This window comes from Sulfitobacter undariae (assembly GCF_014196805.1).
Taxonomy (GTDB): domain Bacteria; phylum Pseudomonadota; class Alphaproteobacteria; order Rhodobacterales; family Rhodobacteraceae; genus Sulfitobacter; species Sulfitobacter undariae.
The window spans coordinates 1-24706 of the sequence record NZ_JACIEI010000016.1; the positions used below are offsets into that span (position 1 = coordinate 1).

At 49.5% G+C, this 24706-nt stretch carries 26 protein-coding genes and 2 tRNA genes; 14 read left to right on the forward strand and 14 right to left on the reverse strand.

All coding sequences use genetic code 11. The features are described 5' to 3' along the window. Positions 1–231: 231 nt before the first annotated feature. Positions 232–308, reverse strand: a tRNA-Met gene (locus GGR95_RS15630). Positions 309–855: 547 nt separating this feature from the next. On the opposite strand from GGR95_RS15630, the gene GGR95_RS15635 reads away from it, so the two are divergent. Beyond that, entirely contained in the window at positions 856–1041 is a 186-nt protein-coding gene (locus GGR95_RS15635) for a hypothetical protein (protein ID WP_184567531.1), read from the forward strand. A 110-nt stretch (positions 1042–1151) separates the two neighbouring features. Here GGR95_RS15635 and GGR95_RS15640 read toward each other — a convergent pair whose 3' ends face one another. Both GGR95_RS15640 and GGR95_RS15645 read right to left on the reverse strand, forming a co-directional pair. Then, a complete protein-coding gene (locus tag GGR95_RS15640; protein WP_184567533.1) occupies positions 1152–1430 on the reverse strand; it encodes a DUF167 domain-containing protein in 279 nt (92 codons plus the stop codon). 4 nt (positions 1431–1434) lie between these two features. Next, entirely contained in the window at positions 1435–2760 is a 1326-nt protein-coding gene (locus GGR95_RS15645) for a DUF7986 domain-containing protein (RefSeq protein ID WP_184567535.1), read from the reverse strand. Positions 2761–3213: 453 nt separating this feature from the next. On the opposite strand from GGR95_RS15645, the gene GGR95_RS15650 reads away from it, so the two are divergent. After that, a complete protein-coding gene (locus tag GGR95_RS15650) occupies positions 3214–4068 on the forward strand; it encodes a hypothetical protein (RefSeq protein ID WP_184567537.1) in 855 nt (284 codons plus the stop codon). A gap of 232 nt (positions 4069–4300) precedes the next feature. Here the strand turns inward: GGR95_RS15650 and GGR95_RS15655 are convergent, their stop codons facing one another. After that, positions 4301–4591 (reverse strand): hypothetical protein, encoded by a 291-nt coding sequence (locus GGR95_RS15655; protein ID WP_184567539.1) that lies wholly within the window; start codon positions 4589–4591, stop codon positions 4301–4303. Positions 4592–4864: 273 nt separating this feature from the next. Between GGR95_RS15655 and GGR95_RS15660 the strand changes: the two genes are divergently transcribed. The 3 genes from GGR95_RS15660 to GGR95_RS15665 all read left to right on the forward strand — a co-directional run bounded on the left by GGR95_RS15660 (position 4865) and on the right by GGR95_RS15665 (position 7471). Continuing rightward, positions 4865–6586: an AIPR family protein gene (locus GGR95_RS15660; protein ID WP_184567541.1), complete on the forward strand. Its 1722-nt coding sequence runs from the start codon at positions 4865–4867 to the stop codon at positions 6584–6586. Between the two features lie 121 nt (positions 6587–6707). Further along, positions 6708–6830, forward strand: coding sequence for a hypothetical protein (locus tag GGR95_RS19070; RefSeq protein ID WP_281395963.1), 123 nt, complete (start codon positions 6708–6710; stop codon positions 6828–6830). 104 nt (positions 6831–6934) lie between these two features. Beyond that, entirely contained in the window at positions 6935–7471 is a 537-nt protein-coding gene (locus GGR95_RS15665) for a hypothetical protein (RefSeq protein WP_184567543.1), read from the forward strand. Between the two features lie 352 nt (positions 7472–7823). Here GGR95_RS15665 and GGR95_RS15670 read toward each other — a convergent pair whose 3' ends face one another. From GGR95_RS15670 to GGR95_RS15690, 5 genes are all read right to left on the reverse strand, one after another. Then, the gene (locus GGR95_RS15670) at positions 7824–8465 is read right to left on the reverse strand and encodes a ParA family protein (RefSeq protein ID WP_184567545.1); all 642 of its coding nucleotides are present in this window, start codon (positions 8463–8465) and stop codon (positions 7824–7826) included. After that, positions 8462–9448: a ParB/RepB/Spo0J family partition protein gene (locus tag GGR95_RS15675; protein ID WP_184567547.1), complete on the reverse strand. Its 987-nt coding sequence runs from the start codon at positions 9446–9448 to the stop codon at positions 8462–8464. The genes GGR95_RS15670 and GGR95_RS15675 overlap by 4 nt, the downstream gene beginning before the upstream one ends. A 440-nt stretch (positions 9449–9888) precedes the next feature. Further along, positions 9889–10230: a hypothetical protein gene (locus GGR95_RS15680; protein WP_184567549.1), complete on the reverse strand. Its 342-nt coding sequence runs from the start codon at positions 10228–10230 to the stop codon at positions 9889–9891. Further along, on the reverse strand, positions 10227–11177 hold the full coding sequence (locus GGR95_RS15685; RefSeq protein WP_184567550.1) for a DnaJ C-terminal domain-containing protein: 951 nt from the start codon (positions 11175–11177) through the stop codon (positions 10227–10229). Before GGR95_RS15685 ends, GGR95_RS15680 begins: the two co-directional genes overlap by 4 nt. Positions 11178–11416: 239 nt before the next feature. Continuing rightward, positions 11417–11683 (reverse strand): hypothetical protein, encoded by a 267-nt coding sequence (locus GGR95_RS15690; RefSeq protein ID WP_184567551.1) that lies wholly within the window; start codon positions 11681–11683, stop codon positions 11417–11419. A gap of 265 nt (positions 11684–11948) precedes the next feature. On the opposite strand from GGR95_RS15690, the gene GGR95_RS19180 reads away from it, so the two are divergent. From GGR95_RS19180 to GGR95_RS15715, 5 genes are all read left to right on the forward strand, one after another. Further along, positions 11949–12359, forward strand: coding sequence for a helix-turn-helix domain-containing protein (locus tag GGR95_RS19180; protein ID WP_425506414.1), 411 nt, complete (start codon positions 11949–11951; stop codon positions 12357–12359). Positions 12360–12591: 232 nt separating this feature from the next. Further along, the gene (locus GGR95_RS15700) at positions 12592–14355 is read left to right on the forward strand and encodes a hypothetical protein (protein WP_184567553.1); all 1764 of its coding nucleotides are present in this window, start codon (positions 12592–12594) and stop codon (positions 14353–14355) included. A gap of 35 nt (positions 14356–14390) precedes the next feature. Next, a complete protein-coding gene (locus GGR95_RS15705) occupies positions 14391–16037 on the forward strand; it encodes a hypothetical protein (RefSeq protein ID WP_221384947.1) in 1647 nt (548 codons plus the stop codon). 243 nt (positions 16038–16280) lie between these two features. Further along, positions 16281–16649 (forward strand): MarC family protein, encoded by a 369-nt coding sequence (locus GGR95_RS15710; protein ID WP_221384948.1) that lies wholly within the window; start codon positions 16281–16283, stop codon positions 16647–16649. 13 nt (positions 16650–16662) lie between these two features. Beyond that, positions 16663–16935: a YrhK family protein gene (locus GGR95_RS15715; protein ID WP_184567555.1), complete on the forward strand. Its 273-nt coding sequence runs from the start codon at positions 16663–16665 to the stop codon at positions 16933–16935. Positions 16936–17248: 313 nt separating this feature from the next. Here the strand turns inward: GGR95_RS15715 and GGR95_RS15720 are convergent, their stop codons facing one another. Further along, positions 17249–17530 (reverse strand): hypothetical protein, encoded by a 282-nt coding sequence (locus tag GGR95_RS15720; RefSeq protein WP_184567556.1) that lies wholly within the window; start codon positions 17528–17530, stop codon positions 17249–17251. Positions 17531–18009: 479 nt separating this feature from the next. Here GGR95_RS15720 and GGR95_RS15725 point away from each other — a divergent pair, with 479 nt between their 5' ends. Beyond that, positions 18010–18333, forward strand: coding sequence for a hypothetical protein (locus GGR95_RS15725; RefSeq protein WP_184567557.1), 324 nt, complete (start codon positions 18010–18012; stop codon positions 18331–18333). 145 nt (positions 18334–18478) lie between these two features. On the opposite strand, the gene GGR95_RS15730 is transcribed toward GGR95_RS15725, so the two are convergent. Further along, positions 18479–18790 carry a hypothetical protein gene (locus GGR95_RS15730; protein WP_184567558.1) on the reverse strand — a complete coding sequence of 104 codons (312 nt, stop codon included), beginning with the start codon at positions 18788–18790 and terminating at the stop codon, positions 18479–18481. A gap of 95 nt (positions 18791–18885) precedes the next feature. Here GGR95_RS15730 and GGR95_RS15735 point away from each other — a divergent pair, with 95 nt between their 5' ends. Together GGR95_RS15735 and GGR95_RS15740 are read left to right on the forward strand one after the other, a co-directional pair. Then, on the forward strand, positions 18886–19215 hold the full coding sequence (locus GGR95_RS15735) for a hypothetical protein (RefSeq protein ID WP_184567560.1): 330 nt from the start codon (positions 18886–18888) through the stop codon (positions 19213–19215). Further along, on the forward strand, positions 19212–19625 hold the full coding sequence (locus GGR95_RS15740; RefSeq protein WP_184567563.1) for a hypothetical protein: 414 nt from the start codon (positions 19212–19214) through the stop codon (positions 19623–19625). The genes GGR95_RS15735 and GGR95_RS15740 overlap by 4 nt, the downstream gene beginning before the upstream one ends. Positions 19626–19942: 317 nt before the next feature. On the opposite strand, the gene GGR95_RS15745 is transcribed toward GGR95_RS15740, so the two are convergent. The 3 genes from GGR95_RS15745 to GGR95_RS15755 form a co-directional block, all read right to left on the reverse strand. Further along, positions 19943–22012, reverse strand: a complete 2070-nt coding sequence (locus GGR95_RS15745) for a tyrosine-type recombinase/integrase (protein WP_184567565.1) — start codon at positions 22010–22012, stop codon at positions 19943–19945. 204 nt (positions 22013–22216) lie between these two features. Continuing rightward, a tRNA-Asn gene (locus GGR95_RS15750) sits at positions 22217–22291 on the reverse strand. Between the two features lie 58 nt (positions 22292–22349). After that, on the reverse strand, positions 22350–23282 hold the full coding sequence (locus GGR95_RS15755) for an MBL fold metallo-hydrolase (RefSeq protein ID WP_184567567.1): 933 nt from the start codon (positions 23280–23282) through the stop codon (positions 22350–22352). A 44-nt stretch (positions 23283–23326) separates the two neighbouring features. Between GGR95_RS15755 and GGR95_RS15760 the strand changes: the two genes are divergently transcribed. Then, entirely contained in the window at positions 23327–24646 is a 1320-nt protein-coding gene (locus GGR95_RS15760) for an ATP-binding protein (protein WP_184567569.1), read from the forward strand. The last annotated feature ends 60 nt before the right edge of the window (positions 24647–24706 follow it).

The following is a 24706-nucleotide window of genomic DNA, read 5'->3' on the forward strand; positions in this document are numbered from 1 at the left end:
GCGCTCCATGGAGAAACTCCCTTATAATCCATCTGTCAGGGCTGAATCTCAGATCAGGGGCTCACAAGGAAGGTGGGGTGGGCGCACCGCTTACATATCATTGCCGAGTCAGATCAAAATAAATTAGGATTTTGCGAAAATTCAATGACATCGAATGATTAACTGTGATGCTAAACGCAGCAAGGCCCGCCAGTGTTGCGGGCCTTGCTGAATGCGAAATTTCGCCTAAATTGGTTGCGGGAGTAGGATTTGAACCTACGACCTTCAGGTTATGAGCCTGACGAGCTACCGGGCTGCTCCATCCCGCGCCAATTCACTTAGACCTACTACGCGTGCTATCAATCAATCACAAGGAAATTATCGATCGGCAACCCGCATCGCACTTGCGAGGACCTTGCGAACAGCATCAGTCGCTTTCCACCCTTCGGGGCTGTTGTTACTTAGATTGGGATAAGCCTTGGTCAGGGCAGCAGGTCGTCGATGGCGTAAAGGTTCGCTTTCCCAAAGCAACCGATAAGGCGCAAAATTTACCTGATTCTGTGGTAGGCTTTAGAAACGATGGTTGAATTCAGAGTTGTTTAATTGGCTTCTTGATAGGAAGCTGAGCATTGGCAGTATTCGCTCCAATTGACGGGTGATAAATAAATGGCAATGTTGTGGAATAATGAACATAAATCTTGAGGTTGCACAATCTTGGACCACCCTATCGCCGAAGACGGATTGAAACAAATCGCTGCGCTCTATCGGATCGAAAAGGATACCTTCCCAACTCTCGCGAGGAAGAACTGATAATCAAGACAAAAATTATGTCCTATAAGACTGGTTGTCGGATACAAAATCGGGCAGGATCGCAGAATGAGAGACAAAGATGATGACACGTTCAGCGAGGCCTTCCGCAAGGCAAGAGGCAAAGTGTCGCCCGAAATCGACCTCGAGTTCTTTGACGCGTCGCGCGACATCGATATAGCCGATGCAGCTGACTTAGCTGACCCCGTTGGCCAGTATCTCGAATACTTGGAAGCGCGGCAACTGAACAAGTGAAAGTAAGAGACGTATGGTAGTAATATGTGCTTGATTGGAAACTCATTTGGCTCAGCATCGACGGAATGACCTCACACCGATTACCGGCGGGGCCTGCCTGAGCTGGCTTATTAAGCCCCGTGATAGACAAATGTCTTGGTGCGAGATGTCTGGCCGCGATGCAAGCTGAGGTGGGACGGGGCAACCTTCATCGCACGCGCGAGGACCTTGCGCACAGCATCATTCGCTTTTCCACCTTCTGGGGCCGTTGTTACTGAGATTAAGATAACGCCATCAGTAAAGCTGATGGCACTTTGCCGCGCCCCTGGTGTCACTTGCACTTTGATCTCTGCTTGCGGGCAGGCCAGGTCGGAAAGATCGGGGATATTGCGAATTTTTGGCTTTGCCATTTCGCTATGGATCCCTTTGAAGCCCGAGCTCTTGCCACATCCACCCGAAGTCATATTCCCCGATTGTACTGTCGTCGCGTTTCGCGCTTCGGTTTTCTATCTGCTTAAGCCATTCAACCACCTGCGCGCGACCCGCAGCACTCTTGACTGCCTTACGTGGCGTTTTGTTACCTAAGGCTGGGACGGGAGTGTCCAGTGTCTCGCGATAGTGGTTGTCCATATATTCATGTGCAATTTGTTGTGCGATTTCCGGAGGAAGGTCATCTTCCTCGTAATCGTCTGGGTGTTCTTCTTCCATCATCTGTTCGACGGTGCGGATTGTCGTCAGCGGCGTCTTTAAGAGGTCGCCAGTGGCCTTGGTCACAAGGGCTTCGATCTTGGCTGCTCGGTTGCTTGAATTCACCCCAATCAGAAGTGCCTTCCCTTTCAGCTCAAGTGTCCCAAGGATCGTTTTTCCATCTATCTGGGTATCCAGCATTAAGCCTTCTGCTTCATTTGTTGTGCGCTTTCGGATTGGAGCAACCCAATTCCAGTATCGCGCTCCATCGGGTATGAGGTTTTTGATGTCTTTTAGTCGTTCCCTTATGTCTTTTTGCAGGACGCGAGGCGCGAGTTGGAAGCGGAGGTCGTGGAACATCACCTCGTCGCCGTCTGAGTTGAGGAATGTTTGCTGCTGCGGGTACATTGCCCGGGGCAGGGTATCAAAAAGCCAGGCGCTTGTGAAAATGGGCGCGCATTTATGCAGCTGTTCTTTGCTAAGAGCTATGACTGCGCTCTCATCAAGTCCGAGAGTGTGGCGCAGGCCGTCAAACAGTATTTCGACCGCATCGGGAGAGAAGGCCAGCAATGCGCCAGATATGATATGCTGATCTCCGTCAGCTATCACCCTGACTACGATCTTATCCCACTTGTTTAGGGATTGTGTGGCAGATTTTTCCACAACAGTGATGGCTTCGCGGCCGCCCAGTAGGTCTTTTAGCACCATTGAGGCACCTGGTTTAACATTGGTGATCTCGTAGAGGCTGACGGGGGTATCACGCAGAGCAGTGAAGTAATCACGGTTGGGGCTGGTCTCGTTCCATCCGCGCCTCTTCAGGTAGAGGTCTACGATATTGTCTTTTCCATAGTGTCGTCCCAGAAAATCTTCAAACCCGCATCCCCAGAGTACACCCGGCCAAGGTTCGCCCAGAATATCTGACATGTCATCATCATTGATTTCGAACTCGGTCAGGGCTGGCATAAGGTGTTCGGCGACGACATCGTGCAGCCTTTCGCGCCAAATGCTATCTTTGCCGATGAAGGTCAGTAAATTTGAAATGTCGTTTCTCATGCTCATCTCTCGGAACTGGGGGTGTGAGCACAATCTAGCAAACATTTTGGCAAAGATACCAGAACTGGCGTGCTACTTGATGCCGTGGTGACCGATTACAGAAGCGGTCTTCATTAATAATTGATATTGAACAGGAAATTACTCGCTTGGGCAGCCGCACGTGTTGTTTTTTGCAACAAAATTTACCCCTCTTTATGGACCGAAAGGTCTTTCTAAGGTTCTGGGTTTCTTAAGGTTCTAAGGTTCGCATAGGGCATTATGTATTTGATACAGCGTCTTAGAAGGGGCATTGCCTCAAAAATACAGGCAGTCGCGCTTAAAAACAGGCGTTTTATCACAGATACCGCGAACGATGGCACGAATACGGGAAACCAAATCTACTGTGAGTCAAACTTAGGTTCCTTTCGATGCGGTTGACCAAATTTCCCTTCCAGAAACTGGAAAGGAAAAACTATGGTTCAAGGCAATAGAAATTTTGTAATATCATGGGCAATGGCGGAGTACCTGAAACTGTCACCACTGCCCGGCGCGGCAAAAAAGCTGTTGCTGGCATTGATATATTTTCAAGAAAATGAACGTGAGGCGTGGCCTACAGCAGAGGTCTATAATGGCGAGTGGTGTTGGCGATATGAGGGCCCAGGTTTGCAAACACATTTTGCGACCCTGGACATGTTCTATGACCTCGGATTTGCCCCATCATCTAAAAACAGCCGGTTCCTCAATGTGCCGGTAGAAGCATTGATAACTCAAACAGGCTTGTTCGATGAACTTAAGTGGCACGGAGGGGAACGGCGGTGCCTTACATGGAAATTCAGCGGTAAAGCTGCGGTAATAATGTCAGACAGGGAACGCTACGCCTTAATGCATCCTGAGGATATTGATGCTTGCTCGGCTGAACTGGATGTCCCTTTGCTGGTGCAGATCTATCTGACGCATAAAATGAAATGGCCGCAGTTCCAGCTGCTACATCCAGACCCGATGTTTCTTCAGGAGGCTCACCCTGGCTTGTTGGCGGCGGTTGGCTGCTCAAATGTAGAGGTTCCAGACACGCGCAGATACAAGGCGAAACTCAAAAAGGCACTGGAAAAGTGGGCGAAAGTAAAGGGCTACAGCTTTTTTGTGGTGTTTCAACAAGAAGGTAGCCGGCCAGGATGCACTGGCATAAATATTAGGATCAGACACTCTGACACAATGTGGAACGACGACCAATTGGGCAAACAACATCCCCGAGATAAGTTAATGGTGGTTCGGCCCGAGGAAAAGCCTGCTGTGCGATCTGAAACGGATGTTTTGATGAGTGAATTTTAAGTTCATAAATTTACTTGCAGGAACAAAACGGCGAAATCTGGAATATTGCGGCGTCATACTTCACTGGCTATGACCTGTTCTAGAGACTTAGCGACCTTTTGTTTTTAAGAAGTTGACGTTAAGACTAAGTAGGTAATTCGTCTAAAAAGGGCTTTGTTGTGCGTTCCCAATTGTCATTCTGGATTTACAGAGCTTGCATAGCGGTTGTTCTTTTTGCGTCGTATAAAAGCGCTCAATATATGTATGAAATGTTCTCCGAGGTTGGTGTCGGTATCTTAGATGCAGGCGGAACTAACGCGGTCTGGGTGACTGCCCTTTGGTCTTCTTTGACCACCCCCATCCTTCTGTTTTTATTAGCTTGTTCTCTTATCTGCCGGTCAGGTGCATCTGTGTGGCTTGCTACATGGTTGTTCTTGTCAGAAGTTGTACCCGTACTTTTTGCGAGCATTGAAAGCGCGTCTGGGGGCGGCCTGATTTTACTTATTTCGACAATGTTTATTCTTGTTATTATTGTCGCAAGCATCTTCGTTTTTCTGATCAGGTCGGGCGAAATTCGGAAGCCATAGTCAGTGGTGTGTTAGTACAGGGGGAAAAGGGCCGTGAGAAGTCGTCTTGTCTTGAAGCAACAATATGGGCGGAGAGCTGCCGTTCGCTGCACGTGCGACCACTTCAGCCTTACATACTCAGGGTGGTATTTTTTCTTAGAGCCGATCTCGCAGACCAGTCATGAACGAGTTGCTGATCAACCTATTTTCCGCTTAGAGTTGAAGAACTAATTTAATAAGGATATTTTTTAATGGCCATGAACCCTATTGTCCGCGCTCAATTAACCGATTTCAAGAATGCTAATGCGCACGAAGAAGGTGATGACAGTGACTTTTTTGAGGTAATGTCCATTTTTGCTGTAGAAAATGGGATTTTGGGCGAAAATATTGATCCGTTTCGTGCTCATCTGAAGGGCGAAGAGTTCGGCATTGATGGGATCGCAATTAGTATTCAAGGCACATTGTGTGTTGACGCTGACGAAGCCGAGTCAATTCTTGCAGTTGGGAGGAACCACGTCGGGTCTTTCCATATGTATCAATCAAAAACCTCTGACAGCCTTGACTACGGTCAGATTTCGAAATTTCTTGACGGTGTTTTTGACTTTTTCACCGACTTAAAGCTCTTAAAGGGTGATCAGATTGAAGATTTGGTCGGTGCGCGCGATCGGGTATTTGCAGCAGCAACGAGATCAAACCCTGACTTAAAGTGCTATTTCTGCACAACAGGTTCTGGGGATGTGTCGGATGCAATCTGTTCCCTGATTGAAAGCAACCGATCTAGACTGGAGGCCCTTAATGTGTTCGGCTCAATCGACATTCTATGTCTAGGTGCCCGCGACATTCAGGAAGCGTTCAGAGCTGCGACAAACTCATCGTTAGCATCAATTAGTTTTCCAAAAAACATGACTCTTCCAGATCACGATAACATCGAAGAGGCCTATATCGGCTATGTAACCGCAGACCAAGTTTTAGAGATGGCTCTAGGGGATGAAGATAGCCAGGGCAAACGTCATATAAACCGTGCAATATTTTATGACAACGTTAGAGATTTTAATCCAAATTCAGAAATTAATAAGTCAATACTTTCTGAACTGGAGGGGGGCGACCTTTCGTCTTTTGTATTCAAAAACAATGGCATTACAGTGGTTTCAAAGAGTATTTCGCGAAAAGGAGATACATTTACTATTGAAGACTACCAAATTGTCAACGGCTGCCAAACCACCAACATCCTTGCTCAAGTTCCCGAAAGTGCAGCCAGTATTAGTGTGCCGCTGAGATTGATCGGAAGCTCTGATCCGGATTTTATAGCCAAAATCATAGTAGGTACGAACAAGCAAAATGAGGTTCGAGAAGATCAATTTTGGGCCTTGCTGCCTTTCATGAAGGACCTTGAGATATATTGCTCTGGTCAAGATGGAGATGCAAGAATTCTTATCGAGCGAAGGGACAATCAGTACAGGGATGTCGCAATAGAGCGAACTCGAATTATGAAGCCGTCTGACCTAATGAAAGTTGCCGCCGCCGCATTCTTTTTTCAACCGAATCGCGCGGCACGCGATCATAGAGGAATTCGCAAAGAGTTTGCCGATAAGATATTTTTGCAAGACCATAGTGTCGAACTCTATCATATGGCGGCGCTCTCTTTATACAAGTTCGACTACCTTGTTCGCACAACCAAAATTCCTCGTTCCTACGTCATCAATAAATTCTTTGTCCTGTATGCCTTAGTCCGTCAGTATTGGGGCACAGCGAACATTTTAGAGGCGCATCCAAAGCAGCGCGCCAAAGTACACAAATCTGTTATGGCCATCATACTCGATAACGACGAATACACAGCGCATATCGAGAACGTTTCAAGCCATATTGATAAATTGATTGCAGCCTCGGGTGCAAAGACTCGAGAGCAGGTGCGGGACTTTATTCGAACAGAGAGTTTCTCCGATAACTTCACAAAATCCTATTTCAAAAAATAGCCGAAAACGGTTTTTCCACCCATTCTGTTCAACGCGTGTAATCTCAATTTTCAGGAGCTTTGTGTTCTACATGCAAGGGTTCACACTTTTTTGCGCGGCTCTCTGCATTGCAGAAATCAGATTGCGCTTCAATGTCCGGTTTGGGCCGGAAGCGGCGCTCAACACAGGGGGGCGGACGCCGACATTAGCTGCGATCCGCACCAACGGCAACTATGCGCAGGAAGTGAACTTCGCAAAGTTGTAATCATTTCCGGTAAGTAGAAATAATTGTGGCATGTATTCCGGAGATTGAAGTAACCTATTTCGATATACTTGAAGGAATTCAGTGCCCTTGATGGATTTTGATGCATGAAGAAAGTTCATTTCGATGCGAACCCGACTGAAGAGTCGGCGCAATTTTCAGAACTGGCAAGCTTGCTACTCGTTTTGCTCAACAGAAAAGGTGTTGAACTCACCGTAGAATCACAGCGCAATAGGGTTCTCAGTGAAAATCAATTTAAAGTTTCTGGAAGCCTCGTCCATTCTGCGTGCGCTGTCGGAACGCTCCTTCCTGAGCTAATCGAGGAAAAGTCAATTCGCCTACCTTATGCGTTCCCGATAGCAAGAATGTGTTATCAGCGGCTGCTGTCAGCAGCATACGTGCTGTCGGACAAAGGGGAGGCCGCTAAGCGCGCGATCCTATATTCTGTATATAGTGCCTTTAAAAACAAAAAAAATCACTACTCGGTCGGGAATTATCTCGAGATGATTTCAGCAGGATTTCGAATTTCACGCAATTCTAATATAGTGGCCGAAGCGATCGACTATTTTGAGAAACAAAAGAACTCAAAACTCGAGTGTGAGCTCGATAGGCATGCCAGATGCAAGATCATTGGAAAAAAGTAGTAAAGCGGGCATACTTTTTGAATCGGTTGAGCAAGCAGGTCATGCGACTTCATCAGAGATCGTGCACGGCAGTTATCATTCGACCCTCCTATTTTCGGACAGCCCAGCAGCGGGCTCTCTTGCAAGGGATCTGGATTAAGCGACAACTCTGATCATGATGATTTTTGTCCTCTCATCTGAGGCCATAGGGCACTTGCTTGCAGAGATATTCCCAGACCTCCCAAGCCCACCTCTATTGATCGAAGTTGGCAGGGCATTCGCGAAGTTTGAACTGCTGGGGCACACAGACCTCGTCAACCGCGCATAGGTGGATAGAAACGCCAGTGCCACCCCCCAGGTTTCACCAGCCTCGCTAATTGCCCAGAAGATCTAAAATCTCTTCGAAAAGGCCCGCAATTTCCAGCTGCCCCTTCTTGCCGTCTCTACCCACCTCTTGGACCCCTTGGCCATCAATCATGGCCTTCTGAAACGCTGTCCGGTACCCGATTTTGGAACGAGTAATCGCCACTTCCGAATGTGCGCGGGCGCAATATGCTTCTGCGTCTGCAACCTGGTTTCCTCGCGCCGGGGTCTGCGATAGCAGAAATCGCATTTTGCAGGCTTTAGCGTTCAGAAGGGTTATTGTACCCGCGACAGCGCGTACGTCAAAAAGTGATGGACGCAGCGGCAGTAGTATAAGATCAGACATTGCAGAAACGAGCTCAATCAATGTCGTATCTTGCCTACCAGGCGTATCAACGACAACATAGTCGAAACCCTCTTCCTGTGCTTGTTTCAAGGTTTGTTCCAGTGTCTTCGCGGTGGCGGAAACGACAACAGGGTTGGCATCTTTCCGCATTCGTGACCATTCTAATACCGAGCCCTGCGGATCCATGTCGATGATTGCCACCTGACAGCCCTCCTGGGACAAGAGGGCTTCCATCGCGAAATGAACTGCGATTGTGGATTTTCCACTCCCGCCTTTTTGACCAATAAAACTAATAATCTTGGTCATTGTATCCCCCGATCACTTGTTTTCTCGCTGTTGAGTACCTCTGTCCTCAGCACTTCGAAACGTTCAATGATCATCGCTCTCAGGATTTCGTGGTTAAGGTGAGCAGCTTCTTGAAGCATCGCTTTTACGTTGGGGTCACCGTCGTATCTCAATTTGCAAAGATTACGTGTATTGAACGTCGCATTTAATAGTGCATCTATTGCGCTTTCGTATGATATTTTGTGCGGCCTATAGGTCGTTGTGGAAAGATGGTCTCTTATTGCTTTTTTTGTGGATATCAATGCCAAAGAAATGGGGTCTGCGTCACACTCACGCTGTAATTGATCAATAATTTTCTGGCAGTTTTTATTTTGTGAGTTATCCGGTAACTCTTGCAGTGCCTTAACCAGACTTTCCCACTTGGGGCGGCCCGCCTTTGATGACAGTAATGCCTTCGGAAATTCTTCTGTTTTTGCAAGATCGGTTAAATTCGCAAAAATCCCAAGCAATTTTGAGACGTCAGTTGGGGAAATACTCATTGTTTCAGCGATGCGAGTTTGTTTGAATGATAGGTTTTTCAACTCAATCATGATACCGATTTTGTCACCCACAGTGTAATCTGCCCTGGCAAGGTTTTCCTGCAACTGAGCCACCAATCGTGCCTCTCCTTCGATAGGACGTACAATCGCTTTAAGTTTTATCCCCAATTGTGACGCAATACGTAGTCGAGTGCGTCCGGCAATGATGGGATACTTGCCTGTTTGCGGGTCGCGAAGGCCAACGAGAATGGGCTGTTGCTGGCCATTCTCGCGAATGCTTGCCATCAAGGTATCAAAACCCTCAGGAAATTCTGAAAACCGATCTCTGATGCCAGCGTTGTGATCGATGTCACTCGGAGGAAGCTCTATCACTGTTTCTGAAAAGTTGGCAGCTGCCAACTTTTCGCTTGGTGCGCGCTCTGCCGCGGCAATGGCACGGAGGCCCATGTTTTTTCGATGCGTCATGTGTTTTTCCTTTGTCTTGTTTACGAGCTGCAAAGTGCACTGATGATCAGTGCCCAGTCGGCTTCTGAAAAAGGAAATTTTGTTTTTTTCGGAATTCTGAAATTGGTTTGAACCGATCGTTGAAAGGACTTCGTCTTGGTGTTTTCACGCGGCATTGAAAAAGAAATGAAACCGTCTGGCCTCTATCGAAGACCCGGCAGACGCCGGCGTTACCCCGTACGGTGTTAGTTGCTGTTGAGAGCTACCTTGGTGAAGTGAGGGTCAGCGGGACCTTTCGGACCTTCGTGACAAGTGCGCCAATGACAGCTTTCAAGCTATCATTGCGGTATTGGCGCTTTAGGATGCGCGATCGCCATTCATGGCGATGCCGTGGAGCAAGTATCAGCCATTCGGTTGCGACGCTAAACTTGTCTCATTCATTTTTGGTGTTTCAAAGTGGATCAGCCGGCCCCGTCCGCCTCTTGCAATCGCTGCGATAACCGTACCCTCGTCTCCGAGGGTTCTGCACTGATTGCCTGAACCACCTGATCCAGCTTGATCTGCGCACCATGCAGCTGATCCAAAAGTGACATGATGATGACCAGTGCATCCTCGTTCACCTCAAAATCGTCCGTCAACTCACACAGCAGTGTAATTCTGCGCACATCAAGCGTCCGATACCGTAAGCCCTGCGGTGTGCTCACCGGCGTTACGATCCGCAATCGCTCGAAATAGCTTAAGCGCTCTGCCGTTAAGGACGCGACCTTTTCGATCACCTGCTCCGGGCCGTAACCATTGGTCATGACGTCTCCTTTTTAGCGCGGGGATCATAGGCATGATCTTCCCGCCAGCTTTCCATGAAGTGTTTCAGTTCATCATCGATTTTCGGTGGGCTAACAATGCGCAGTGTAACCCGTTGATCTCCTTTGCCGGAGCGTCCCTTAACACCACGCCCCTTAAGACGCAGCACCTGCCCGGAACTTGCGCCAGCAGGCACAGTCACGTTCACAGCACCTGTAATGGTGTTTACCGGAACCTTGCCACCAAGGATGGCTTCGTCGATCGAGATGGGTAAGGAAACTACAATATCGTCGCCTTCGCGTTGGAAATCAGGGTTTGGGATAACGTCAAGAACGATAAACGCGTCTCCGGGTGGGCCTGCGCCAAAACCCGGTTGACCTTTGCCGCGCAATCGCAACGTCTGTCCGTCACGCGCCCCCTCGGGGATCGACACCTCCAATGCATTGCCATCTGGCATTGTGATCCGTGTCTTAGCGCCTATTGCGGCATCCAGAAATGGTACGGCAAGGCGGTATTGCGCGTCTTGACCTGGCCTGTCGCTGGGTGCTGCGTGGCCAAAATTATCACCATGCCCCGAAGCGCGGTTTCGGGCAAAATTAGCGAAGAAATCATCCGCGTCGAAACCTTGTCCAAACGGATCGCCGCCTGATGCGGGGCGCTTTTGAGAATAAGGGTTTTCCGGTCTGCGCGCCTCGTCTCGGTAGTAGCCGCGTGGGGCTTGTTCGGCACCAGTGGCGTCAATCTCTCCCGCGTCAAATCTGCGGCGCTGCTCGGGGTCTTTGAGCAAATCATGGGCTCGACCCGCATCCTTAAACCGTGCTTCGGCCGCCGGATCATCCGGATTCAAATCAGGATGGTTAGCGCGCGCAATCTTGCGATAAGCCTTTTTTATCTCGTCAGCCGTGGCGTTCCTGGTCAGGCCAAGCGCAGCGTAGGGATCTTGTGTCATCTTGCTCTCCGCATCGGGGCCAACTTCCAACAATGACAAAGTAAATTTCTCGAAAGGGCAGCCATTGGCGATTCCTGTAGATATAGCATCGACTATATATTCCATCATTTCACTAACTAATGGCAATATCTACCGCAATTGCGGACATTCGATCAACGCGCAGCATCTGTGACTCTGGGCTCGAACCTGCCGTTAGCTGCGGAATGCTTCAAGGTCCGGTTTGGGCCGGTAGTTGCTGCCTATCGTTTGAACGGGATGATGTTTGAATCGCCTCTAACAAAGGCTTTGGGACCTTCTTGTTGAATGGTCGTCAAAGCGTCCTGAAATGCGGCTTGGTCATCATCGAAGAGATCATCCCATACAATAGATGTACCATCCTCGGTGACGACCTCTATCGACCATCCATCTTCACCTTCCAGCTTACAGATGTCGATTTTGAAGCGAATGCCCTCCACAATAACCTGCTGTGATGCACTTGAGGTTATTAGGTTTGGTTCACGATCCACAGGTTGGCCTCCATAACTGTATTCATCATCTTATGAACCATGCACAGTGTTTCACAGATGCGCAATTCGAATGCGGTCTTAAAGGAGACAAGAGACACCCCGTGCTCGGCTTTATGCCAACTATATAAATTTAGCTGATTGGTTAAGATTGACCCGAATGCCAGTCTTGCCATAGCTGGTTGCCGGTAAGTGCGACTGCGAAGCAAAATTCACTTTCTGGTCCAAAGAGTTTTTCTTATTCGGCGTTTGGACCCATTTGCTCACTATGAACAACTGCTTATCCAAATTGAGAAAATCCGCGAGGGCAAATGCAAGCTTGCCTGTCCTCACGCAAAGTCAGATAGCCCGCCGTTGGCAACTTGATCCAGATACTGTCCGAAAGATACTCCGTAAGTGTTCGGTACCTGCTGTTCCAGGCCCGTGGAAAAGAAGCCGTTATTCCATTTTAGAGATATGGCGGATCGAAGGGGTTAGTGCGGTAGATCTGAGTGACCAAACAAAGCATGAGGCTCTTTTTGAGCCATTGTTGACGGCATCTGATCTTGCTGATGAGTTTGGTTGTGTCCCTGCAACGATCCGCAATTACGTTCGCGAAAACCATCTTAAATCAATCCGTCTTGGGGGCAGTATTCGCTTCCGTTGGTCTGACGTGAGGCAGGTTCCTGACGGCGTTTGAGCCTGCTTTGACGGAAGCGGGAAATGATAGCCGAACGGCGAAAAGGTGAGCTAAACGCCTGCTGAATGTCATTTGAATACGTTTGAAGCCCCTTTTTCTCATTTCGTTTTGAAAACGCCGAAATACGAAAAAAACACCTCAATCCGTATTTTTGAGTTTTGTTCTTTTGGCAAACAACAGTGTGGACCCATCTGCTGATTCACACATCCCAAATCAATAGAAGAGTACAACTATGATGACACTTGCTGACGCCATCCAAAACCTCAAAGCTGGCGCATACCCTTTTTCTGAAGCTAACGGTAAAAAAATAATCGGGTCTGCCAATAAATGCGCGCGCCTTCCAGCATACAACTGCCCGGTCGAAATGGTCCCAGTTGATCTCGATGCGTTTGAAGGCAAATGGTCAAAGAAGCTCAAGAATAAGGACACACCTGAAGGTTTCGACAACTTTAGGCAGTTCAAGGTTTGGCACAGCAACGTCAAGACGTTGATGAACCACGCGTCGGGGCGACACGCAGAGGCGTTGATGCAGCGAAAACAAGAAGACGATTGGAAGCGATTGAGGGACGGGGTCTCATCTATCATCGAAAACCATGAAAAATCTGGTGTTCAAGCCACTGACTTGATCTCTCTGACGGTTCTACAATCGGTTGCCCGTGAGCACGGGGTTCAACCAGCGTCGCTCACGAAGGAGAATTTGAAGCTTTGGATGCATAATATGGCTGATGCTGGTCGCCGTAACGCTTTGCGTAAGTCTGCATGCCTCCTCGACAAGCTGCACCATTTTTCAGGTCACCTTTCTTCAAGCCTGTTGCCTTCAATTATCGGAGCGTTACCAAAGGTGACGAAGACCCGGCAGACGCCCGCATTTCCGCACTCTGTTGCGGATGCAATTGATACCTACCTGCATGAGTTGAGCGTCGGTGAGAAATACAAAGGGCTTGCAGCCAATCACAGCCGTAAACCGCTCTCTCCGAGAACGATCAAGTCTGTTCGTGAACAACTGGCGTGGTATTTCACCTGTCTGATAGAGTTAGGACATCTCGACCCCGAGGGGGAAGTGGATATCCGGAAGCTCATGTCCTTGGAGAATATTCTGGCTGCATTTGACGCAGAGACGGCCGGGGAATTTTACTGGAAGCCACTGGCGAAAACGACAAACAAGAAAAATATGGGCGCAGTCTTTCGGTTCGCGCGGCGGTTTCACCCGGAATTTTTTGATGTTCAGCAGGAGTTTTTCAAGGGGAGCTACTTTGTTGACTGGGATACGATGACAAAAGAAAATCAGGACTTCTGTCGCCGGCTTGTTCAATCGCCGAGGAGAAGCCTTAAGTTTATGAACCTGCCAAAGCATTTATTTGAAGATGCTGTTGAGCAGATTGCGCGCTTTGACAGCTTGTCCGAAGGGCAAAAGGCAAATGCGCTCAGGCTGGCAGTTGCAGCTGCTGCGTCTGCCATACTGATGTTCATACCGTTGCGTGCTGATACATTGATCAATCTCAAGGTGACTGGGGAAGACGCCAACATCTTCTTTTTGGACGAGTCAAAAGATGTTCGTTTGAGCATTGAAGCGTCGATGATGAAAAACAAAAAGTCGATGGTCGCCAATTATGGCCGGCGTGGCAAAGTGAATCCGGCAAAAATTCTGAATTGGTGGATGCGCGAAGCAAGACCGCTGGTAATGGAGCAGATTCAGACGCCTGATCCAACTATGCTCTTCGGCGGCGCACGCTATCACTATCTTGCAGCTGGGTGGCGGTTGGCAACGGCTGGGCAAGACATCTACATGACTTTGCACCAAGTCCGTCATGGGATCGCATCTATTTTGATTAACCATCCCGGGGTTAACGTCGATGATATTGCCGCGGTCCTCAACAATACACCTACCACAGTGCTGAAAACTTATGCCTTCTTCGACAGAGAAAAGAGCATTCAAGTTGGGATGGCAGGGCTCAAAGCCGTTAATGCGGCGTTAGAGAAGGGGTTTCGGGGATGAGGTATCAAATCACTGAGGCTGAGTTGCCAAACCGTATGAAGAAATTCTTGGCAGACATTGATGCAGGAAAGGTTTTTAGGGCCAAAGTACTGCAAAATAATCGTGAAGCTGTGGGCTCGGCTCTGAGGGGGCTTATTGAAACGGCACGGGCTCGAAACTTGCCAGAAAAGCTGGATAACGCGACGGCCAAAGTCTTCATTGAACGACTTGTGGAGGAGGGGTGGCAGCAGGCGAGCCTTGTGGGACTGAAAACCCTACTGCGACACTATGCTTATGAAACTAACGAAGGGGTTGAGTGGGCGCTTGCAAGCGGCAGCACTGACCGGCGTCCCCTTGCTTTGGTGTTTCGCGCGTCTCACTGGGCCCCATTCCGGTCATTGATCTCGGATATCGAGGCGAGCTTTACAGCACCTGAAATACGGATGGCGGATCGATGGATGCGTTATCGAAAAACACACATCCGAGTGGATGAGGAGATGGCTCAAAGGTTTGAGCCCGATGGATGGACCTTTTACAGGCTGGCTGCAACTATGACTGCAATAGAACCTGATAGCCCAGAAAACTTAATACTTCAGCAGGTCCAAAGGCAGCGCCGACAGGCACTGGCAGGATACAGCAAGAAGATGCCAAAGGACCCGTATTACGGCCTTCCGGAGCCATTATACAGCGAGATGAAATCGCTATTCATCGGAAATTCTGGATTGTCGCCTTCACGGCTGAAATCCCTGTGTGTGGCTGTGCGGCGGCTTTGGAAAGCCTGTGACAAGGAGGGAGTGCCAGGCGCACTTACTATGGAAACGGCGAGGCTGTATGTTGATGGTCTATTTGCGTCTAAACTGGCCTTGCGAAGTGTTGCTTCGTATTGCGAATTTCTGGCCTGCTTTGCCAAAAGGGCAGGGTATTCACGAGAGATATTTGATGCACTTATGGAGGTACATAATGCCGTCAAATATGATGCGAAGCATGACCTTGCACGAAAGGCCCACAGCCTTGCAAAGCATCCGGTAGATTTGGTCGATGTTGCGCAGAATGCGTATCGACTGCTTGAACAGGCGTGCGATCAGGATGACATCAGAAATCGGCGGCGGGACTATGTTCTTGCTGGCGCAATAGCTTTGCTCAGCAAATTACAGCTGCGCAGCCTTGATCTGAGGCAAGGCGTTGTCGGTCGTGAGTTTAAGCGAGACAGTGAGGGTTGGCGTGTTGATTTAAAGACCTCTAAAAAGGGCGTGCCAATTCAAGGACGCCTGGCGTCTGAACTGACGCGTTATCTTGATGCCGTGTTGTTGATGGATGTCTCAGAAATGCACCTTTGGACGGTTTATAAGCAAAGGACCGGCACATCATTGTTTGGAAATCCGGCGCAGGGGTGGCGGCCCTTCGCGAAGAATTGGCTGTGGGTCAATATGAGAGAATGCCTAAATCACGGCCCCCACATCGTGAGGACCCTCATCTACGATGCTGTCGCAGCCGACCCGAGCCTTGATGCGGTGGTCGCACAGGCGCTTTGCGGGCATGGAAATATTACAAGCAGGAAGTTCTATGAAATCGAGGCTGATCGTTACAGACGGCTTCAAGGTGTGGCATCTATGACTGACATTGCCAAAGGTTTGGAGGCCGAGGTTGCTCAACCCACAGCAGTTGATCGAGATGTGGAAGGTTTCCATAGCGAGGCTAAATAGCCTGTAAGGGATTGAAAGAGGGGGCGCCGATTGTGCGCAGACAGCCGGCCATCATATTCAATTGCTATGCCTAAATTAGGGTAATCCGCCGTTAGAACGCGCTTTCAAAGTGAGGGCCCCCAAGATAGTTTAGATGCAATTCTGGTAGGAGGGTAAAATGGACTATGATGAGTTAGCAAAAGCTTTCGGAGCTTTTTTCGCAATAATGAACCCCTTTGTGAACTTGGCCATATTGCGTGGTCGATGCTGAACGGCAACGAGATCGTTTCCCATCACGGGTCAGACAAGGAGCAGGAGCAGATGCAGGATTTGTCAGGTCTCGCGTTTTATCCGATCACATTTCCGATGATCGTGGGTCCAGCCACGATCGCAACGTTGATCATTTACGCGAGCAACGCAAGCGGTGTTGTCGGGATGATGGCGATTGGTGGCGTTGTTGATGTTATTTTGGCAATCCTGTTTGGCGTCCTGTTTATTGCCTCTTTCTTCGGTAAGGTGTTTACTGACACGATAAGGGTCATTATGATCCGACTTATGGGAATGATCCTGTTGGCTATCTCAGTCGAAATGATTGTAGCAGGCGCAAAAACTGTTCTTCCCGGGCTGGCGTGAGGAATTGACGAGGATGAATTTTTTTAACCCGGATAACCACACGAAGTCGGAAGACCATAAACGGCTCTATGCGATGTGCGAGCTTGCCTACACAATCGTCGATGTTTCTGCCGCTGTATTTTTCGTAATAGGCAGCATCTTGTTCTTCAGTACTGCGACAACGTACTTTGCAACCTGGTTGTTTGTTATTGGTTCAATACTCTTTGGGATAAGACCCACTATCAAGCTCTATCGTGAAATTGGTTATTTGCGGCTGGATGATTATGATGATGTGACGAAGAGCTGAGGTATCCATCATTTTCGTCACAAATGCCTTAACCGGCTAACTTGCATAGTAAACAACATCAAAACCGCACAGCTAAGCTTCAGGGTGTTCTTTCAAAGCGCTCGTTTGTGACACGGTGTCGGAGGTCTGGTGTGCGGACGAAGCAACCATTCGTACGCATGGGGCGAACGGTTGCTGCTAGAAATTCGATTGTTCAACAGGCGATAGCTATAGAAGATTTCTCGCATCTTATGCCGTCAACTTCTCATTTTTCATTCTTAATGAATGCTACGCCTGCGACCGGTGCGGATCCCGGGCCTGTGATCTGAGGTGTTTAGTCTTCAGGTCGAGCTGCAATCCCGAGAGCGGCACCTGCGACCGGCGTGAAGCCCTTACCCTTGGCCTGAGCTTTCTTCTCTTCAGTTTGCGAATGCGTAACGTCAATCGTAGCGCGCTCGGGGGCTTCGGGCGATGATTCTGGCGCGCCGGAATGGACAGCCCCGACAGCAATGATTGCACCCAAGCCGGGTGCCGAAGTACCAGCTGGCTCTGCTGAAGCTGATGTCGTAGTGATTGCACAGAACATGATTGCTGTGTTGCGAAGGGTGCGAAGCATAATATTTCCTCTAAGAACTATGTAAGTGGAGCCAAAGTATCTGGCCTTTTGAATAAGCCCAAACCCCTGAAGATATGCAATTTCAACTATCTGTTATCTGATAGCAGGGTGCAACCCACTTATCCAATAACTAGAAGGAGGGTATGATCTGGCTGTGTACAGCCACACCTTCCGATGTGGGGGGTACTCAGCGAAAAAACCGCGAAGTTGCAACGTCAACATGTCTCGTAGCGCGAGCGACACTTTGGGCTTGAAGAAGATATTTTTCGCGTCACAGCGCAAATTTGGGGAGCAGATCGCTGTTATGCGGACCTTTCAGACCTTCGCGGCAAGTGCGCCAATGTCAGTTCAGCGAACTGTTCAACAAACGGCGGTTTTTGGAAGGGAAAGTGCTTCAGACGAGTCGTGTTATTGCATAACATTTATATACATCATCCCCTATGGAAATGGATTTTGAATATAATTAGATGGAGATTAACATGACACCTTACAAAATCAACTTTAGGTTAGCCGCAGCATTATGCGGGTCTATGGCATCAACCTCGCCGGCCCTTGCGGAGGCAACCCTTTGCAATGCCCAAGGAGCATGCGTTGGTGTCGCCTCATGTGAAATAGTTGGAGACTCGGCCTGCGCAACAGGTCGCAGTGGTGGTTACGCCTGTCATATAGGCGGTGCTTGCGGAATTATAGCTCTTCCTGATACTCAATCAGAAAAGAAAAGTAATATCGTGGTGCAGAGTGAAGAACCAAATGCAGCTCAAGGTGTCGGCAAAGCAAATGTGGATACCAAAATCAAAAAATAGTTTGTGTTTACCATAAGCTAACGGCGAGTCGCACGAGACAGATATCGCGCGGCTTCCCCTCAATCATAGCAAAAAATGTAGTCCAAAAGCCCTCATTATTTGCACGTATGAGAAGCAGTCAACTTTCAACTGCCAAAGACCTCGTTCAAAACTCAATAAGTTGTTGAACGTTTTGAGCTGTCTCGCAACAGCGGACATCCATGGATCGCGCAGTATCGGTCGAACTGGGCTCTAAGCCGCCGTTAGCTGCGTAATGCATCAAGGTCGGGTTCTTTGGATCATCGTGGACATCGCGTTTTGCAATGTGGCGCTTAAAGTTATGCGCTTTCATAAGGTGTTTGTATGCGGACAAGGGAACTGCATTCACAAACTTAGAATAAAGAGTGTTGGATTCAGTTTCTGTTTTTCGTGCTACCCCTTTGTGAGCAGCAAGAAAAACAAAAACTGAATCCATCATTATAAGACCAAACGAAACACCGTGCAGCTGAGAGGAGAACCCGAACTGCGTGCTTGGCCGTCAAAGGGGCGGCGCTTAAGAAGAAGGATTTCCGCATGAACCGGAAACAATTTTATGCGTGGGTGCAATTATTCATCACGCAAAACAATATGGATCTGCAAAACGCAGTTCGACTGATTGGTAGTGCGCCAGCTCTTATGCGACTTCAGGATGAGAGACCATCTATCGCACTGCCTTGTAATAGATACCTAAGGGTGCGTCGTGTGCTGAACCGGCTGTATGGCTGGCCCAACTTTGAGACTGTCAGGGAAATTAGGTCTTATGGAGCTGCTGATGTTGCAATGATCTATCCAGCTGACTGTATCGAGGGTTGTCATGCGCTCACAACCATTGCTGTCGAGCAAGACGGTGAGGTTGTGGTATGAGCTATATTAGGCGTGAAGAAAGCCTGGAATCTATGGCGGCAAGAGCAATCAATGAAGGCCTGAGCTTTGGTGAAAACTATGCGTTCTTCGGTCCAGAGTTGAGCACCTATCACAAACGAATGCTGCAAGACACATTGGCACGCCTGGCGTGTGGCGAAGTGTTTGATGTGCGGGATGATGAGTGCGTCTGCGCCATGGGTGCAGCACTGGTCAGTGCCGCTAACAATCTTCAACCAGGTTATGGAAACCGAGTTCTCAATGTCTGTACGTATGAGGATTTCTTGATCAGCACAGAGCTTGAAGACCTGAGGTGGTTCATCCTGTGTTGGCAGAGCTTTAGCTTGGTAAGAGGCCAGGTGCGTGCCCGAATGGCGGCTCGGAGGCTGCTCGCCGAAGTCGGCGATGCCTAAATTTAGTGAAGCAGGAAGCCGAATTTACTCGGTTTCCTGCGATGTGCAGGTGTGAGGCGGGTACAGAACATTCCGAATTGGGATTGAAGTTGTCCGGATGGTGCCCAGCTCGACAATACGAGTTACCTGACAAATCAGGCAACAGAAAATTGATAATCACGCCGGCTAGAAAACCCTACACAGATCAAATCGCTTCTGGAAAAATATGCGGCTCAGTGTGCTCGGCACGGTATTGATATCCGCTGTAAGAGTAAGGACTTTGCATCAGGCAATGACAGGCAATAACAATAAATGACCTATTTTTCCTCAAAAGGTACTTAGCGACCGACGATTTTCAGGCCGTGTTTCTCAGCTCTGGCGCTGAGCAGTGTAGGCTTTGAGCAATGGATCGGGCTTCTAACCGATTTGGCGTCAAACGGAATTTTGCAGATATGGTCATGAAGGGTATTAATTGAAATCCCATTTTGTGCGTAAGATTTTTCCCCCTCATCAAGAGGCTCGTGCCCCATCAGATTGCGTTTGATATATCCGGGAACGCTGCCATCCATCAGGTCATGGTGAAATGTTGTTCGAAGCGCGTGGAAATCCAGACCATGCCAATAGACGCCATTCTTTTTACGGTAGTGGTTAAAAGACTTTGTGAAGTTTTCTGTAAAATTGTCTTTGCTTTTGCCACGCGTCATTGTTGGGAACAGTCTTTTGCTGCCTTTGATCCGAGCTCGCTTAACCAGTTCCATGAAGTTAAGTTCGATAAGAGCTGGGTGGATAGGGATTTTTCTGAAACCCGCGTCAGATTTCACAGAGTCTCCCACTTGCTGGCGGATGCGCAGATATGCGATATTTTTATCGGTTGAAATATCGTTAGGGCCGAGCTGCGCACCTTCTTCACTGCGTAGCCCATGACACCGAGCAAGTAAGGTCATCCAAAAGATCGGATCGTCCTCGCTTTTCGCTCCGCCTTGGAAAACAGGACTGCTAAACAACTGTTGTTCACGATCGTCCCATTTTTCCCGCTGAATTTTGTCCTCAGTAGCTTTCAGGCGTTTTGTTTCATCATTGCTGAAGCCGCAATCCTTGAAAATATTGGTTTCAGTGATGCCGAGACTATGGAGCATCGTCCCTATCCGCTTCGCACAACGGACATGACGCTGATAGGTTTCAACTCTCATTCTTGGGACTATCTGAGCGAGGCGTGCATCTCTGATTTCTTCTTCATTGGTGCAACCAGCCTTATGTAATTGGCGCTCTGCGAGGTTCATCGCTCTGGTCTCGTCATTTTGCACCTGTTCGATTAATTTTAGGTAACCGTGGTCAGCTCTGATACCTGTCCATTTGCCGTGATTTTTTGGAATATTGCGGATAATCGCAATCGCGTCGTCAACTTCATCTTCTTCTATTGCGCAGATGCTTTGATTTTTTAGTAAATCAACCCAAATGGCTTTGGCAACTTTTAGGCTTGGAAGAGAGCTGCTTACCCACTTTTTGCCAGAAATGGTGTCAGGCTTTTGCTTTCTCTCCCAGTCATCCACGCAGCCGTTTCGCTTGAAATCGATGTAGATATCGAAGCCTTCACTGAGGGAGACATCATCACCTTTTTCAAGCAAAGCAATCGTCTCTTCAGAGCATGCCCTTAGCAAATTCTTGGAGCGCAGAATTTCTCGAATATTCGATGTGTTGGTTTTATCGGCTGTCAAAGGTTCGCTATGCGATGCCGTCGGAACGATTGCATGCTGGATTATATTTTTTGGTTTCAGTTGAGGGGCTTGCGGAGCAGCAGAGGGGGCTTGATCGTCTGTAAAAGTGACTGCGAAAGCTGTTTCCAGCGCTTCACTTGCTTTTGGAATAGATGGCTTGGGAGTAGGAATCCCCAGATCCGATCTGATGGCATGGCGGAAAATTGGGGTTTGTTCACTGTATTCACCGCGATCTCTACTTTCACGTTCACGACTGATGTCGATTGAAACCTTTAAGGCCTCAAGAGCGAGAGTGGCATAGGTGAGTTTAACATCCGGCAATGCAATATTGAGGCGTTTGGCAACGCATTCTAATGGGGCCCTTACAGCTTCCCAGTCCCTCAGAAAGATAGCCTGACGGAGGGCTTCTTGTATCGCCTGCTCGCGTTCTGACGCAAATTCAGCAGCAGCAAGGGATCGCGGACCTGTGGTCAGGCGCGTTTTTTCAAAGGCGGCTATTTCAAACCGAACCAGTTCGGTGAGAAGCCCTCTTAATGTGTCTTGGTCCATATTTGGACACCCCCGTGCATAATCGAAGGCAAGAGAGGTCATCGCCGTGAGGCGTGCGGTGATCTCTCTTGCGTCAGAAGGGATGTCGGTTCGTAAGGAAAAAAATAAAAATGGGTTTGATCCCATTTTTGACAGTTTGGGCATTCTTCGTCGAAAGCAGAAGTTGTCGGCTCGTTTTTCGAGGTAGAGAGGAAGGCTGGACTTAGGCATTCTCTGACTCCGGTCGGACTCCGTGCATTTGGCGTGCACCTGATGTGTCTTTTGGAGTGCAATAGTTGTGACCTGAAACGAGAAAAGGCACCCTATTGGGTGCCTTTTTCCTTAAATATCAACGCCTTGCGGTGTTAATGGCTCCGACGGTAGGGATCGAACCTACGACCAATTGATTAACAGTCAACTGCTCTACCGCTGAGCTACGTCGGAACGGTCTGCATCGTATAGCGTCGAGAAATTCAGACGTCTAGGGGGGGACGGCATGATTTTACGAAAAAATTTCATCTTTTTTCAAAATCGTAAAAGTTGCGGATTCTTGTAGGGGGCCCTCGTGCTTGACCAGCCCGCGTCCACGCAGGTCAATCAGATGTGCCAGCACGTTGCGGGTGGCCGCGCCGAGTAGGGCAGGCGGTGTTGTAGCGTATATTTCGCGGGCAAGTTCGGGGGCACTGGACGGGGCTGTTCTGAGAAGCTCCAGAATGGATGCTTCGCGTGAAAGGCGGTGATTGATCAGCCACTCAAGGCGATCTGCTGTATCGTCAATGGCCGCCCCATGTCCGGGGTAGAAGATTCGCCAGTTGCGTTGCTGTAGGCGTTTGCATGAGGCCATGAAATCGGTGAGGTCGCCGTCTGGAGGCGAGACAAGCGAAGAGGCCCATCCCATGACGTGATCCGCAGTAAAGCATGCATCGCCCCAGCGCAGGCTGATGTGGTTGCCGATATGGCCGGGGGTGTGCAGGACTTCTAGTTTCCAGCCTGCGTGTTCTATGATCTGGCCGTCCTTCAGTATGACATCGGGCGTGAAGTCGGTATCGATTCCCTCACCACCCCCGACAGTACCAGCGGCTGCGAGTTGCTGCATGACTGGCGATCGTCCTGCATCGGCCGTGCCCAATGCCAGAATGGGCGCGCCTGTCTGGTCGGATAATCTGCGGGCCAGTGGCGAATGGTCAAGGTGGGTATGTGTCACGATGATATGGCTGATGTGCTGCGTTGGGCCGACTGCGGCCAGAATGGCCTCAAGGTGCGCCGTGCTTTCGGGGCCTGGGTCAATAACTGCCAGTGCTGTGTCGCCCAGCATATATGTGTTGGTGCCACGGTATGTCATGGGCGAGGGGTTCGGCGCTACAATCCGGCGTAGGCTTGGCTCCAGAGTCTCAGCAATACCAATAGGGGGATCGAATGCGTCAGGTGGCAGCATGGTTTGGGCTTTCGTTTGGATCAGACAGGTCTTAAGTCTAGACTATGTCATTTGATTTGCTCAAACACTATATGCCACGCGGTATTTACGGGCGCGCTGCCCTGATCCTGCTTTTGCCCGTCGTGTTTTTACAGTTGGTGGTCACTGTCATCTTTGCTCAACGCCATTTTGAGGGCGTCACTTACCAGATGACGGATGTTCTTGTGCGTGAACTCAGGTTGGTACTAGACGTAACCGACGCGGCTCCCACGGCCCTGGAAGGGCAACGCGCTGTTCAGCAACAGCTTGGCGTGTTGGACATTATCACAACGCCTTCAGAGGTCGCAGAGCCGCCAAATGATCGTGTCTGGTATGATTATTCGGGAAGCGTGATGATGCGCCGTCTGTCCGAGCAGTTGGATGGATATGTTGCCGCGGATTTGGTGACAAATGGCGAGGTACGGATTTATGCGCAAAGCCGTCATGGCCTGCTGGCGATCGACTTTGACAGGCGACGGATATCAGCCGCGAACCCGCATCAGATGTTTGTCTATACAATAGCCTTTGGTATCATAATGACATTGATCGCCAGCATCTACTTGCGCAACCAACTACGCCCGATCAAACGGCTGGCCCGTGCCGCCGAAGCCTTTGGCAGGGGGCGGCATATGCCCTACACCCCCTCAGGTGCGATTGAGATGCGTGCGGCGGGCAATGCCTTTGTTGACATGCGCCATCGGCTTGAACGCCACATAGAGCAACGCACCTTGATGTTGTCTGGTGTCAGTCATGATCTGCGGACACCGCTTACACGTCTGCGGTTAGGATTGGCCATGCTGGATGATCCAGAGGCCGAGCCTTTGTTGGGGGACGTGGCGGACATGCAGGGTATGCTGGATGAGTTTTTGGACTTCGCCAAAGGGGCTGCAGAGGGTGACCCTGTTGACGTTGATCCACTCGCCATGGTCGAAGACATCGTAACGGGAGCTTGCAGGGCAGGGCAGGACGTAACTTTGATGCCGCGCGAGGGAGAAGGGCGGGGCACTGTGCAACTGCGTGAAGTCGCGATGCGCCGTGCGGTTGATAACCTGATCTCGAATGGGGTGCGCTATGGTGCGCGCGCAGAGGTCTCGGTGTTGTTAACTGAGAAAACCCTTCGTATTCGTGTCGAAGACGATGGCCCGGGCATCCCCGAGGCGCAGCGCGAAGAAGCTACACGGCCCTTCACGCGTCTTGATCCGTCGCGCAATCAGGACAAAGGTGGCGGCGTCGGCCTTGGGCTGGCGATCGCTGTCGACATTGCGCGGAGCCATGGCGGGATATTGAGGTTAGGTGTGTCCGAGCGTTTGGGCGGTTTACGTGCAGATATTGTGATTGCGCGGTGAGGGGAAGCAGCCGTTAACGGATAGCGCGCATTCCTGTGACACCCAGCACCCCATACGCGG

Coding starts and splice junctions, on each gene's coding strand:
- GGR95_RS15635 (WP_184567531.1), top strand. CDS start 856: ATGAGAGACAAAGATGATGACACGTTCAGCGAGGCCTTCCGCAAGGCA.
- GGR95_RS15640 (WP_184567533.1), bottom strand. CDS start 1,430: ATGGCAAAGCCAAAAATTCGCAATATCCCCGATCTTTCCGACCTGGCC.
- GGR95_RS15645 (WP_184567535.1), bottom strand. CDS start 2,760: ATGAGAAACGACATTTCAAATTTACTGACCTTCATCGGCAAAGATAGC.
- GGR95_RS15650 (WP_184567537.1), top strand. CDS start 3,214: ATGGTTCAAGGCAATAGAAATTTTGTAATATCATGGGCAATGGCGGAG.
- GGR95_RS15655 (WP_184567539.1), bottom strand. CDS start 4,591: ATGCTTGCGACAATAATAACAAGAATAAACATTGTCGAAATAAGTAAA.
- GGR95_RS15660 (WP_184567541.1), top strand. CDS start 4,865: ATGGCCATGAACCCTATTGTCCGCGCTCAATTAACCGATTTCAAGAAT.
- GGR95_RS15665 (WP_184567543.1), top strand. CDS start 6,935: ATGAAGAAAGTTCATTTCGATGCGAACCCGACTGAAGAGTCGGCGCAA.
- GGR95_RS15670 (WP_184567545.1), bottom strand. CDS start 8,465: ATGACCAAGATTATTAGTTTTATTGGTCAAAAAGGCGGGAGTGGAAAA.
- GGR95_RS15675 (WP_184567547.1), bottom strand. CDS start 9,448: ATGACGCATCGAAAAAACATGGGCCTCCGTGCCATTGCCGCGGCAGAG.
- GGR95_RS15680 (WP_184567549.1), bottom strand. CDS start 10,230: ATGACCAATGGTTACGGCCCGGAGCAGGTGATCGAAAAGGTCGCGTCC.
- GGR95_RS15685 (WP_184567550.1), bottom strand. CDS start 11,177: ATGACACAAGATCCCTACGCTGCGCTTGGCCTGACCAGGAACGCCACG.
- GGR95_RS19180 (WP_425506414.1), top strand. CDS start 11,949: ATGAACAACTGCTTATCCAAATTGAGAAAATCCGCGAGGGCAAATGCA.
- GGR95_RS15700 (WP_184567553.1), top strand. CDS start 12,592: ATGATGACACTTGCTGACGCCATCCAAAACCTCAAAGCTGGCGCATAC.
- GGR95_RS15705 (WP_221384947.1), top strand. CDS start 14,391: ATGAAGAAATTCTTGGCAGACATTGATGCAGGAAAGGTTTTTAGGGCC.
- GGR95_RS15710 (WP_221384948.1), top strand. CDS start 16,281: ATGCTGAACGGCAACGAGATCGTTTCCCATCACGGGTCAGACAAGGAG.
- GGR95_RS15715 (WP_184567555.1), top strand. CDS start 16,663: ATGAATTTTTTTAACCCGGATAACCACACGAAGTCGGAAGACCATAAA.
- GGR95_RS15720 (WP_184567556.1), bottom strand. CDS start 17,530: ATGCTTCGCACCCTTCGCAACACAGCAATCATGTTCTGTGCAATCACT.
- GGR95_RS15725 (WP_184567557.1), top strand. CDS start 18,010: ATGACACCTTACAAAATCAACTTTAGGTTAGCCGCAGCATTATGCGGG.
- GGR95_RS15730 (WP_184567558.1), bottom strand. CDS start 18,790: ATGATGGATTCAGTTTTTGTTTTTCTTGCTGCTCACAAAGGGGTAGCA.
- GGR95_RS15735 (WP_184567560.1), top strand. CDS start 18,886: ATGAACCGGAAACAATTTTATGCGTGGGTGCAATTATTCATCACGCAA.
- GGR95_RS15740 (WP_184567563.1), top strand. CDS start 19,212: ATGAGCTATATTAGGCGTGAAGAAAGCCTGGAATCTATGGCGGCAAGA.
- GGR95_RS15745 (WP_184567565.1), bottom strand. CDS start 22,012: ATGCCCAAACTGTCAAAAATGGGATCAAACCCATTTTTATTTTTTTCC.
- GGR95_RS15755 (WP_184567567.1), bottom strand. CDS start 23,282: ATGCTGCCACCTGACGCATTCGATCCCCCTATTGGTATTGCTGAGACT.
- GGR95_RS15760 (WP_184567569.1), top strand. CDS start 23,327: ATGTCATTTGATTTGCTCAAACACTATATGCCACGCGGTATTTACGGG.